At 56.6% G+C, this 12,450-nt stretch carries 8 protein-coding genes; 5 read left to right on the top strand and 3 right to left on the bottom strand.

Annotated features, from left to right (window positions below):
* The first annotated feature begins 48 nt into the window (after positions 1-48).
* The 3 genes from M9920_15640 (at position 49) to typA (ending at position 3,043) form a co-directional block, all read left to right on the top strand.
* Positions 49-411, top strand: coding sequence for a hypothetical protein (locus M9920_15640; GenBank protein ID MCO5053711.1), 363 nt, complete (start codon positions 49-51; stop codon positions 409-411).
* Between the two features lie 97 nt (positions 412-508).
* Entirely contained in the window at positions 509-871 is a 363-nt protein-coding gene (locus M9920_15635; GenBank protein ID MCO5053710.1) for a hypothetical protein, read from the top strand.
* A 339-nt stretch (positions 872-1,210) separates the two neighbouring features.
* Positions 1,211-3,043 (top strand): translational GTPase TypA, encoded by a 1,833-nt coding sequence (typA, locus tag M9920_15630; GenBank protein ID MCO5053709.1) that lies wholly within the window; start codon positions 1,211-1,213, stop codon positions 3,041-3,043.
* Between the two features lie 6 nt (positions 3,044-3,049).
* Here typA and M9920_15625 read toward each other — a convergent pair whose 3' ends face one another.
* A complete protein-coding gene (locus tag M9920_15625) occupies positions 3,050-4,930 on the bottom strand; it encodes a glutamine--tRNA ligase (protein ID MCO5053708.1) in 1,881 nt (626 codons plus the stop codon).
* A gap of 288 nt (positions 4,931-5,218) precedes the next feature.
* Between M9920_15625 and M9920_15620 the strand changes: the two genes are divergently transcribed.
* The gene (locus M9920_15620; GenBank protein MCO5053707.1) at positions 5,219-6,319 is read left to right on the top strand and encodes a hypothetical protein; all 1,101 of its coding nucleotides are present in this window, start codon (positions 5,219-5,221) and stop codon (positions 6,317-6,319) included.
* Positions 6,320-6,468: 149 nt separating this feature from the next.
* Here M9920_15620 and M9920_15615 read toward each other — a convergent pair whose 3' ends face one another.
* A complete protein-coding gene (locus tag M9920_15615) occupies positions 6,469-7,269 on the bottom strand; it encodes a prepilin-type N-terminal cleavage/methylation domain-containing protein (GenBank protein MCO5053706.1) in 801 nt (266 codons plus the stop codon).
* Between the two features lie 144 nt (positions 7,270-7,413).
* Here M9920_15615 and M9920_15610 point away from each other — a divergent pair, with 144 nt between their 5' ends.
* Positions 7,414-8,448: a sugar phosphate isomerase/epimerase gene (locus tag M9920_15610; GenBank protein MCO5053705.1), complete on the top strand. Its 1,035-nt coding sequence runs from the start codon at positions 7,414-7,416 to the stop codon at positions 8,446-8,448.
* Between the two features lie 1,194 nt (positions 8,449-9,642).
* Here M9920_15610 and M9920_15605 read toward each other — a convergent pair.
* Complete coding sequence (locus M9920_15605) at positions 9,643-12,357, bottom strand: beta-propeller fold lactonase family protein (protein MCO5053704.1); 2,715 nt, start codon at positions 12,355-12,357, stop codon at positions 9,643-9,645.
* Positions 12,358-12,450: the final 93 nt, after the last annotated feature.

Raw genomic sequence — 12,450 nt, 5'->3', positions numbered from 1 at the left:
GAGTGCGCTGTTCTGCGATCGTCGCTCACCTGAGCTGTTAGCCCTACAATGAAAGCGTTTCTAACAATTTTGATTCTCGGGTGTTTGTTTGGGTGTTCATCATCACATTCATTGGTTGACGGAAAGATATTGCGTTACCCCGACCGCACATTGGTGGATTGGCGCTCCGACCAGGCGATTCCAGAAGCGCGCCGCGACCTCGCCGCAGGAACGGCAAAGATTTACATCAGTGGCACGGAAGCTCCGTACGCTCCCGGTATTAACTCTGATTGCTTCTCGCTCGTGAAGGCCTTACCACGCGCCGACGCGGGCATCGGCTGTGATGTCGAGGATGCAGAGCTTCGAACCGCGCAGGTGGAATACGCACGTCTTTATAATGAATATGTTGTCCGACATTTATCGAAGCGGTAGGCCATTCACTGCATCTAACTCGACGGGGGCGACGCGGTTGCAACCGTGGCGTTCTGTGCGCCGGGGCATTGGGCTGGGGGGCGTTAGCTCATTGCGTATGCGCATCGCGATTTTCATCGCTCTTGCCAGTGCGCTTTTAGTTGGCTGTCGGTCGCAGCACTACGTCACAATCACCGGCAACGACCCCGATGCCATCTACGACTTCACCACTAATCGTTCAGCGACGTGCGAGGTTCATGGTATCACCATGTCGCCGCAGGTCGTTAGTCTTGAGTTCGGCATGAAGATGCCCACTGACACAAGCAAGGCGAGATGCCAGTTGTTTCCACACGCAGACGAGCCATACGGTACTGGTTTTTGTATTCCGCTGGTCGAGCGGCGTGGACGAGTCTTTGTTTGCTCCCGTTGCACGACAGCGCGCACCACATGGATGAGTGAACACAAGACAAAAGCACGATAACTTGATCAGTCGGAGCGCGGCCGTGTTGGCGAGGATACGTCGAGCGGAATGAAGCCGTTCGGTTTCTGCAATATTGATAGGTCTTGCTTGCGTGATGCGCCGTTCCGTCGCGCCCGCTCAAACTGACGAGCGGCGCTCAATTCCTTGATTTTCAAGGGAATCGCAGTGGCTTTTGGCGTTACTCCGATTTGAAGAATCCGTGACTTGACCTGTGACGAAAAATCGTCATGCTCTTCAACCCGGCGAATCCCGCCTTTCTCGTGACACGCTCCGTCTGTGTTTTTCCACCTTCAGCGTCGTGCCGGTTGATATGCAGGGCAGGGTCCCGGTGGTAACATTATGCAGCACATTCGAAACATTGCGATTATTGCGCACGTGGATCATGGCAAAACCACGCTCGTGGATTGCCTGCTCAAGCAGTCGGGGACGTTCCGCGCCAATCAAGCCGAGACCCAGACCGAGCGGCTCATGGATTCCATGGACCTGGAAAGGGAAAAGGGCATCACCATTCGCGCCAAGAACGCCGCGTTCAAATACAAGGAGTATCACATCAACATCGTGGATACGCCCGGCCACGCCGATTTCGGCGGTGAAGTCGAGCGCATCATGAACATGATTGACGGGGTGCTGTTGGTGGTGGATTCGGCGGAGGGGCCGCAGGCGCAGACGCGCTTTGTGTTGCGCAAGGCGTTGGAGGCGGGCGCCAAACCCATCGTGGTGATCAATAAAATTGACCGCGATAACGCCAATCCCAAGAAGGTGCTGGATCAAGTTTTCGAACTGTTCATTTCACTCAACGCGACGGACGAACAACTGGATTTCCCGTTTATTTATTGCTCGGCCAAGCAGGGCTACGCCAAGGAGCGTTTGGATCAAGAAAGCCAGACCATGGCGCCGTTGTTCGAGGCGATCATCCGCCATATTCCGCCGCCCCGCGCCAAGGCCGGCGCCGGCTTTCAAGTGCTGGTCGCCAATCTGGATTACAGCGATTACCTCGGCCGCATTGCGTTCGGTAAAATTTACGAAGGCAAAATCCGCGCGGGCGACGCGGCGATTTGCCGTCACGGCAACGGCAAGATCACCCGGGGTAAAATCACCATGCTTTACCACTTCGAGGGCATGAAGCGCATCGAGGTGGAAGAGGCGCAGGCGGGCGACATTGTGGGCATCACCGGGTTTGAAGAGGTTTTCATCGGAGAAACCATCTGCGACAGCGAAACTCATCCGGCCCTGCCGTACATCCCGATTGACCCGCCGACGATTCAAATGGAATTCGCCGTGAACGACGGGCCGCTGGCGGGTCGCGATGGCAAGCTCGTCACCGCGCGCCACATTTGGGAGCGGCTGGTCCGGGAGACGCGCACCAACGTGGCCCTGCGCATCGCGCCGACCAGTGATCCCAAGATTTTTGCGGTCAGCGGACGTGGCGAGATGCAAATCGCCATTTTGGTCGAGCAAATGCGGCGCGAGGGTTATGAAGTGCTCGTGTCCCGGCCCGAGGTGTTGTGGAAAAAGGATGCCGCCGGCAACGCGCTGGAGCCGATTGAAAAAGTGTTCGTGGAAATTCCGCAGGATTGTTTGGGGCACATCATGGAGAACCTCTCCTTCCGCAAGGCTCAAATCACCAACATGCACCATCATGGAGATCAGGTGACGATTGAAGCGTTGGTGCCCATGCGCGGTTTGATCGGATTTGAAACCGACCTCGTGAACTCGACGCGGGGTCTGGGGGTCATGAGCCATTTGTTCCACGAGTATGGCGAGGATCGCGGTGAAATTGCCGCGCGCAAGAACGGTTCGCTGGTCAGCATGGATAATGGCGAGGCGACAAGTTACGCGCTGAACATGATTCAGGAGCGCGGCCGGCTGTTGGTTGAACCCGGCGACGCGGTTTACGCGGGCATGATTGTGGGGGAAAACGCGCGCGAAAACGACATCCCGGTCAATCCCGTGAAAGAGAAGAAACTCACCAACATGCGTTCGCAAGGCGACGGCAAGGGAATTCAACTGGTGCCGCCGTTGCGCCTCTCGCTGGAGCGGGCCTTGGAATACATTGACGTGGACGAGTACGTGGAAGCGACGCCCAAGAATTTGCGCCTGCGCAAAAAGGAACTGGATGAGACCCGTCGCAAGCGCAGCGAGAAAAACCGCTCGATCAAGTTTCTGGATTGATTCCGGTTATTTGCCGCCGCCTTTTTGGGTCTGCTTCGCCCAGGCGTCCTTCAGGGTGATGGTGCGATTGAACACCAGCCGGGCGGCGCCGTCCGCCGCTGCGGCCTCCGCGTCCAAGGCAAAATAAGCCAGCCGCTCAAATTGATAACGCTCGGACGGCTGCGCGTTTCGGAGACTCGGCTCGCATTTGGCGGTAAGAATCTCCAGGCTGCGCGGATTTAATACCGATTTGAAATCGCGCCCGTCCTTTTCCGGTTCGGCTTCGGTGAAGAGGCGGTCATAAAGCCGCACCTCCGCATCCACCGCGTGCGGCGCGCTAACCCAATGAATCGTGCCCTTCACTTTGCGATTCGCCGTCGGGCCGCCCATCTTGCTGTCGAGGTCGGCGGTGCAACGCAGCTCGACCAGATTCCCGTCAGCGTCCTTGATCACCTCGTCACATCGGATGATGTAGGCGTATTTCAAACGCACTTCGCCGCCCGGTTTGAGGCGATAAAATTTGGGTGGTGGAACTTCCGCAAAGTCATCACGTTCAATGTAAAGTTCGCGGCTGAACGGCACTTTCCTGGTGCCAAGGTGCTCGTCTGAATAGGTCGGGCACGACACTCCGTGCGCACCGTCGGCGGGCGAGGGACTGCTCGTCCTGGCCGCTTCGGGATTATTCACGGCGTCGAGTTCCTCGATTTTATCCTCGGGGTAATTCGTCAGCACGACCTTGATCGGGCGTAACACCGCGAGGCGCCGCAACGCGCGTTTATTCAGGTCTTCCCGGATGGCGAACTCCAGTACGGCCACGTCAGTGATGCCATTGTATTTCGTGATGCCAATGTTGTAAGCGAAGTTGCGCAGCGCCTCCGGAGTCACGCCGCGCCGTCGCAAACCCGAGATGGTGGGCAGGCGCGGATCATCCCAGCCGGTCACAAGTTTTTCATCCACAAGCTGCATGAGCTTGCGTTTGCTCATCACGGTGTAACTGAGGTTGAGCCGGGCGAATTCATATTGATGCGGCAGCGCGCGAGGCAAATTGAGATTTGCCAAAATCCAGTCGTAAAGCGGACGATGCACCTCAAACTCCAGGGTGCAAACGCTGTGCGTGATGCCTTCGATGTAATCGCTCAGGCAATGCGCGAAGTCATACATCGGATAAATGCACCAGACGTTGCCGGTGTGGTGATGCTCCGCGTGCTTGATGCGGTAGAGCAGGGGATCGCGCAACCAGATATTGGGCGCGTCCACGATGATCTTGGCGCGCAGAACTTTTGCCCCGTCCGGGAACTCGCCGTTCTTCATGCGGGTGAACAAATCGAGATTTTCCTCCACGCTGCGGTCTCGGAATGGGGAGGCTTTGCCGAGCCGGCGATACTCGTCGGTTTGCTCCGGAGTCAAATCGCAAACGTACGCCTGGCCTTGTTTGATCAGCGCCACCGCGTATTCGTAAAGCGCGGCGAAATAGTCCGAGGCATAAAACGGTTCGACATCCGATTGGCCGCCGCCGCTGGCGGGGGGCAGATGGAAATCAGTTTGGCCGTTGGCCACGAGCGGCGCTGGCGTTTGGCCTTTGGACTTCAATCCCAGGTTGGCGTCCGCCCAACCGCCAATGAGCCAGTTCACATCAGCTTGAATGCTGTCCACATATTCGAGGTCTTCCTTGGCCGGATTCGTATCGTCCATGCGCAAATTGCACACTCCGCCAAACTCCCGTGCGATGCCGAAGTTCAGGCAAATGCTTTTGGCGTGGCCGATGTGGAGATAACCGTTCGGCTCGGGCGGAAACCGGGTGTGGATGCGCGGATATTTTTTCTCGGCAACATGTTGCGCCACGATATCGCGGATAAAATCACTTGGCGCGGGGGAAGACGCGGTGAATTGGGGCTGTTCCAAACTCATAAAATGGTGCGCAGGCTAACAAAGAAAACGGCGCTTGTCCAACGAGGTTGCGAGGTTGCGTGGAGTTGTCTCGACTCTTTGAGAATGTCTTTTTCTTTATTTTGCGCGTACCATACTCACGTCATAAGAAGAAAGGACACGAAATGGCACACGCTCATTTACCGAAACCCGGCTTGCGTTCCCCGACGGTGGCGGAAGAAAAATGCCTCAGTGCAACTCCAATGTGTCGCCTGGGTGGATGTTTGACACATACGTTCACTCCCTGTCCACCAAATCGAGGCAAGGCCAATGCGCACGGGTAAACTTTCAATCGGGAAATTGTGCCGACGATTCAAGGGCAATGGCTGCCTTTCTTTGACCGTTCTTTTTATCACGCTATTCCCAATCCCTGACGCTCCAGCCGCAACCGGAGGCAGCCAAGCGTTCAAAGCTCAAGGACAAATTGTTTATGGGATAATGTTGCCAACTGGTGCTCAACGTTTTTGGAACCGTGATTTTACAGTCTTGGTGGATGGTTGTGATTGGTTCATCGAAAGTGTTGACGCCGCGAGCGGACAATATTCGCTCAAGGCGTTCGTTGATGGATTGATTTACAATATCTCCTCGGTAAACATTTCCAACAATCCTGCGGTCAACGATTTCGCCTCGGTTGTTGAGGACAATGATGTTCCCGACTCTGATATTTCGGGGATTTCTATAATCTGGTTGGCTTATGCCTCCCATTGTTATTTAGCGAAGGTCAGGGACGATCAGTACAAGCCAATTTGGATGTTAGATGATCCACGTTTGCGCGTGGAAGGTTTTACCATGAGGGGGCGCTTGGAGACGGTAGCGGGATTACCCTCGTCGCTGGTGTATTTTAACGATGGTATTATCAACGCCAAATCAACCAAGGGAAACAGGGTGGTACTTCGTACTCCATCAATCTTCACCGGCCCACTCACCAATGCTGTGTACCTTGCAGTTGGGGCAACCAATGTTGGCGGCGTGACGGTGCCAAAAGCTTTTGAATTCAGCCGGAACGGCGTACGCCCTGATTTCACCACTTACCCCTTGGCTAAAGTGACTGGCGCGATTAAGTCTTTGGAATTGGTCAGTGGGTTATCGGATCACCTCCCGGTTTTGAACGGAACATTCTTTGTTCAAGATAAGAGATTTCAAAAATCCAACCCCAAGCTCAAGGAGATGAGGTATCGGACGGATGGATTGCGGTTCTTAGGTAGTACTGACGCAAAGATAGTGACCGAGAAAAGGATTGCCGCCCGAGCCAGCGCAGACACATCTGGCAGTTCAAAAGCGAGAGTGATTTTAATAATTTTGTTGGTTACGTCACTCGTGCTGTTTGGTTTCTACGTCATTCGGAATTGGAAAAAGGCTGAATCAGGTTAGGGGGACATTTCTAAAGAGTTTTGACAACGAGGCCGCGCGAAGGCGGACTGGATTGCAGCGCTACAACCAATACCAATGCGGATTGGTAAGGCGGGGCAACATTTTCATGGGGTAACGAGGCGATAGCCTTTCACCGTGCGGCAATGCTTTTAATTACCGTTCGCGCCCTTGATGTGTTGTTGTAACCAGCGCAAGTCCTCCAAGTCTGCCGCGTTGAGGGTGTGCCCGCCAATGGGGACCTCTCCCTTGGGATGTTTCCACTTGTGAAGATCCACATGGCCGTCGGCGAAGGCCAGATTGGCGCCCTGCCGGTGCCGATCCGCAGGAACATCCAGCCAATAATTTTGCCGAGGACCGCCCAACTCCAAGATGCCGAAAGTGGCATCCCAAATCGCATTTTCGTGCGTGTCAATGAAGGTGAACAGTTCCGTCGGACGCGGGATTTCTGTGGATTTGCGAAACGAATTGGCGCGCGACATGTTGATGCTGTTGCTCATGTTGTAGCTGCGGTTGCGCAATTTTCCGGGCGCATTGGTGACGGTGCTGCGGTCGGCCGGACAATGGTAAATCCCCTGGTTCTGGTTGTAGCGAAATAACAGCGAAGTGTCGTCATTGATCGGGTAGTCATCAAGGGGCGCGATGGATCGACACCAAGTCTGGCTGTCGTCGCCCAGCGTCCCCCCGCCCGGATTGCTCAGGTCAAATACATAAAAGAAATCGTTGGGCGGCAGAATGTCGTCATTGTCCCCGGCATACAATTGCCAGCAGATTTGCAATTGGCGCAGGTTGTTCTGGCAGGACGCCGTCAGGGCACTTCCTTTGCTCTTGCTCAGTGAGGGAAGCAACAATGCCGCCAGAATGGCAATGATGGCGATGACCACCAACAACTCGATCAGCGTAAACGCTTCCAGAGCCACAGGAGGGCGATGGGTTCGACGACTCGAATTCACGATGCCACTTTTGATGTTTCGGTGTGCAACTTAGTCGTTGCCGCAATCCCGGCCAATAAAAATTAGCGGAACCTTAATTTGGCATTGAATTCGTCGCCTCAATGTCCCTAGCATGACGCAAGTTTCAACAAACTACCAAATTATATGGCACAACCTTGTTATCATCCCAGTGTGGAAGGCGCACAACACGGCGCCAAATCGCTCGCGCAATTTCTGGCCTACGCCAAAAAATCCGGCGCGGCCGGGGCGCAACCTTCCAACTTCATGCTGCAAAACAGCAAAGGCGGCCTGCAATCGGCCAAAGAAATCAAAAACGCTTTTGCCCGCGCCAAGATGAAGTTCGACGGCGTGTCGGCGCATTGCGCGTTTTGGGTGCATACCAGCGCGTGGACGGGCACGCCGACCATTCGTCCGTTTGTTCCGCCGGATGTGGCCAAGCGTTCCCCGGCGCAAATCGAGCAATGGGCCGAGGATTATTGTCTCCGCCTGCTTGATCTTTGCGCCGAACTCGGCATCAAAATTGTCCCGATGTTCTGGGGCGTGGCCTTCGGCTGGGAGCTGGCCACCGGTTATCCGTGGGGCTTCTGGAAAGGCGCCGATTACGATTTGCTCGAAGAAGGCAAGGCGCGCTTTGTCAAAAAAACCGCGAAGCTGCGCGCCCATGCGCGTCAGTTGGGGATTTATCTGGCGCACGAGATTCACGCCGGCACCGCCGCCATGACGGCGGACGATTTTAACCTGCTCGTAAAGGCTTGCGATGGAGATCCGGTGCTCACCGTCAATGCCGATCCATCGCATTGCTGGGAAGGCGAAGATTTTGAAACGCGCTTTCGCAAGGTGGCGGATCGCGTTTATGCCTGTCACGTGAAGAACATCGTCGTGCGGCACAGTCGGCCGCTGCGCATGATGGCACCGGATTGGCCGGATCGCGCGATGCAATTTGTGGATATTCCGAGTGGCGACCTCAACATGGTGCGTTACGCGGAATTGATGATCAACATTGGTTATCCGCAGCGTTATTGTCAGGTGATGGGTACAAAGACCGCACCGCTGGTCGTGGAAGCTGAAAGCGCATTTCGCGATCTTGAAGCGACGAGCGCCAACGGCATTCAATACGTGCGCGACAACCTCTGCTTCCCATTGGCCGCTGGATCGTTTGAAGAAGGCATGGGCGCGTAAAAGCGGCTATCTCCCTGGGAGGGACGCGTTCCACCGCGTCCCTGATTTAGTTGGGGACAACGTGGAAGTCGTCCCTCCCGACATAACGACGGCGGTGTCGTGAGCGCGTGTCCGGCCAACAATGTGGCTGCGGCGTCCCGCCGCAGTTCCGTATTGCCCGACGGCGCGCACGGCGTGACGCGCCCTACCGATTTCAGCTATCAGAACAGCATGTCGTCCGCGAGACGCGAACGACCACCGCCGAGGCGGCGGTGCTCCCCCATTTCCCATTCCCTTGCCAATCATTCCACTGTCTTCCCGTTCGCGTATTTCGTGTCTTTCGCGGTTGTATCTCTCTGATGAGTTGGGGACGACGTGGTAATCGTTCCTCCCGCAGGCTGGTTGAAACCGCAAAGAACGCAAAGGTCACCAAGCCGGAACGATGCAGTTGGTCTGGGTGGAACGGCCAACTTGGCCGTTCTGGACGGCAACCTGCCGCCCAGCCGGCCGCACGGAGATCGCACCTCATTGGGTTCGCACACTTTACGTTTGGCGGTCGGGCTGGTAGCCCGACCGAACGGGCCAGTGGCCCGTTCCACCCAAACTCCAATCGAATCGTCCCGGCCAATAATTGTGGCTGCGGCGTCTCGCCGCAGTTCCGTATTGCCCGACGTGCACCGAGTGACGCGCCCTACCAGTTTCAGTTATCAGAACCAAATGTCGTCCGCGAGACGCGAACGACCACCGCCGAGACGGCGGTGCTCCCCCAATGCCCATTCCTTTGCCCCTCATTCCCTTGCCTTCCCGTTCGCGTGTTTTGTGCATTTTGCGGTTGTATCTCTCTGATGGGTTGGGGACGACGTGGTAATCGTCCCTCCCGCGGGCTGGTTGAAACCGTAAAGAACGCAAAGATCACCAAGCCGAGACGATGCAGTAGGTCCAGGTGGAACGGCCAACTTGGCCGTTCTGGGCGGCAACCTGCCGCCCAGCCGGGCGCACGGAGATCGCCCACCATTGGGTTCGCACACTTTGCGTTCGGCGGTCAGGCTGGTAGCCCGACCGAACGGGCCAGTGGCCCGTTCCACCCAAACTCCAATCGAATCGTCCCGGCCAATAATGTGGCTGCGGCGTCTCGCCGCAGTTCCGACCGAACCGAGTCAATATGGCGTTAAAACGCGGGTGGAAGCGTCGTGAGGACTCATTCAACCAACAACCTCAATCATCGTCGTCGTCCAGTTTGGTAATGGCCCACTCCGGATACGGTTCTTGCGAACCTTTCATCGCATACCAGAGGATGCGGTTGAACTGATCTTCCGGACAGGCGTCCACGATGTGGAGCGGCAGCTTGGCGGAAGCGTAGGCGTTTTTGCGCAGCAACGGATCGTTGATCGCCTTGGGATCGGGATTCATTTGGTCCAGCGGCACGTTGTTGGCCACGAGTTGATAGGGCGTGAAGTCCGGCAGGTCCATGAAACAATCGGTCATGGGCGTCGCACTCGCATCGAGCTGATTCATCGGCGGCAATCCCAACATCAATTCCATGGTGCGCAGCAGGCTGGTTTGATTGTATTGCGTGCTGATCACCGCTCCGCGTTTGGTGTATGGGCTGATGACGTAGGCGGTCGTGCGGTAGCCGCTCACATGATCCCAACCGCCTTGCGGATCGTCCTCGATGGCGAAGATGCAGGTTTCCTTCCAGAACGGGCTGTGGCTCAGGGCTTCCACGATTTGACCCAAGGCGAGATCGTTGTCGGCCACATGCGCGTCGGGTGTCGGCGAGCCTTTGCGCGTGCCGCTGGTATGGTTGTTGGGCAAGCAAATAATGATGAAATTGGGCAATTCCCCGGCTTGCTCATATTCGCGCAGTTCCTTGATAAACTCGCGGGCTCGAAACACGTCCGGGATATCCATATCCCAACCCACCGTGTTGGTGCAAAGATAAGGGCGGATGGATTCAATCGTGGGCCGACTCCAGATGCGAATTTCGCCGGCACCGGTCGTGAACTCTTTCCAATGATCAGCAAATCGGATCGGTCCCTTGCGATTGGGATCAGTCCAGCGCACTTCCGTCGCCGCGAACTCCCCGTAAATGCGCAGCGTTTTGCCGTGCGCCAGTGCGTTGTCCCAAATAAACCCAGCGGGCGAATAGGCCAATGCGTCCACGTCGTCATCCTCCATGCCGTCGGGATAGCTGCGCGGAAAACCGGCGAACGACCGTTCCATGTAATCCGTGGACATGCCGGTGTCGGCCCATTGATGACCCTCGGCGCTGAGGATGCCGGAGCAGTAGGTATTATCGAGCAGCACAAATTCCCGCACCATCTTGTGCTGGTTGGGCGTGATGTGTTCTCCGAAAATGCACAACAACGGATCGCCGTTACCTTCCTTGATGTCGCCATGCACCTGGTCGTAGGTGCGGTTTTCCTTGATGATGTAAACGACGTGTTTGAACACGCTCGGTTCGCCCACCCGCTCGGGCACGGGCCGAGGTGGTTGGCCGGGGCGCGCCGGACGGCGGGCTTCGCGCACCAGGCCGTAGCGCATGTTGTCGAGGGCAATTTGAGTGTACCCGGCCAGTTCACGATTTTTAGGCGGTGTGACCAGGGAAAGCGTGCCGAAATACTGGTGGGAGTTGTACTGAATCTTCTCACCTGATTTGTAACGTTTGGTCGAACCAATTCCCTTGATATTGGCGACGCAGAGCCGGTTGAGTTTGGGATGATACACAATGCCGCCCGGAAACCACCCGACCGGCACCAAGCCGCGCGGTATGGAATCGCCGGCCTTGAAATCCACAATGGCGATGGCGTTCTGCGTGCCGTTGCAGACGAACAATTTTTTACCCCTCGGATCGAAAGTCAGCGCGTTGGGTTGCGCGCCAAACAAATCCGCCGGGCTTTGCCGCATCCAGATGGTTTCGACGATTTTATCCGTGCGCGTGTCCAGCACGCTGAGCGTATCACTGCCGGTGTTGGCCACCACCAACCAGCGGCCATTGGGCGAAACCGCCATCGCCGTGGCGTGCAGACCCGTCAGGATTTCCGCTTGCGCCTTTCCGGCGGGAGCTTGGGAGGCAATATCAATCACCGAAACGGAACCTTCACTGGCAATGTGCCGCACGGGATCCACCCGCACCAACGTCCCGCGCCCCGCCGGGCCGGTGAGACTATCCGCTTCCGGTCGTCGCCCACCCCAGTTGCTGACGTACGCTTTGCCGCCCACCAATACCACGTCGTAGGGGGCAACGCCCACGTCCCAGGTGCGCAAGAGTTTTCCGGTCGCGGCTTCCAGTTCCAGCAAGCGATTGGAAAGATTGCCGCAAACGTACAGTCGCTGGCCATCAACCGAAACGGCGAGTCCGGAAGGGATTTCCGCCTTGCGCCCGGGTGCGTCCGCGGGCGGCAAGGGCAGGGTGAAAAGCCCGACCACATTTGTGCCGTTTTCCACACCGAACACCTTGACGCTGCCATTCACGTTGGCGAAATAAATGCGTTGTCCATCCGGAGAGAACGCCAAGCCGGTGAAACTAACCTGGCCATCCTTGTCCGGCTCCAGGATGTGCGTGGAAACAGCATCTGGCGTCGGCGCGAGTTCCTTTTCCGATGGCAACGGCACGCGTTGGCGGACCTCGCCGGTGGCCGGGTCCAGCACCACGAGGTCTCCGGTTTTGCCGGCGGTGAGAAGCAGTTGACCATCAGGGCTGAGCGCGATCACCTGTGGCCGCATGCCGGGTAGTTCGACCTGCTGACCGGCGGGCGTCAAAATTTGGTTGGCTGGCGTGTACCACCGATTCGTGCCCTGTTGACCGACGACTTCGGTGGTGCCCTTGAATACGGCAGGGCCAGGCGCATGTTGACAACTGGTGACCAAGCCAAGCGTAATCGCCAGCGCTACGAAGGAATGGAGGAGGGAGCGACGCACTTGTTTCATGGGCAAAAGCTAACACCCGCTTACGGTCTCGGGCAATGGTGCATTTTGCTTCTTGCCGTCGCCGGTCTTGGATTCAGTTGAACAGGACTAACA

Source organism: Verrucomicrobiia bacterium (assembly GCA_023953615.1).
Classification (GTDB): Bacteria; Verrucomicrobiota; Verrucomicrobiia; order Limisphaerales; family JADLHS01; genus JADLHS01.
The sequence above is the reverse complement of the archived record's forward strand: the minus strand, read 5'-3'. Positions and strand labels throughout refer to the sequence as shown.

What these genes read in the sequence shown, in the direction of transcription:
- M9920_15640 (MCO5053711.1), top strand. Translation starts at nt 49, where the DNA reads ATGAAAGCGTTTCTAACAATTTTGATTCTCGGGTGTTTGTTTGGGTGT.
- M9920_15635 (MCO5053710.1), top strand. Translation starts at nt 509, where the DNA reads ATGCGCATCGCGATTTTCATCGCTCTTGCCAGTGCGCTTTTAGTTGGC.
- typA (MCO5053709.1), top strand. Translation starts at nt 1,211, where the DNA reads ATGCAGCACATTCGAAACATTGCGATTATTGCGCACGTGGATCATGGC.
- M9920_15625 (MCO5053708.1), bottom strand. Translation starts at nt 4,930, where the DNA reads ATGAGTTTGGAACAGCCCCAATTCACCGCGTCTTCCCCCGCGCCAAGT.
- M9920_15620 (MCO5053707.1), top strand. Translation starts at nt 5,219, where the DNA reads ATGCGCACGGGTAAACTTTCAATCGGGAAATTGTGCCGACGATTCAAG.
- M9920_15610 (MCO5053705.1), top strand. Translation starts at nt 7,414, where the DNA reads ATGGCACAACCTTGTTATCATCCCAGTGTGGAAGGCGCACAACACGGC.
- M9920_15605 (MCO5053704.1), bottom strand. Translation starts at nt 12,357, where the DNA reads ATGAAACAAGTGCGTCGCTCCCTCCTCCATTCCTTCGTAGCGCTGGCG.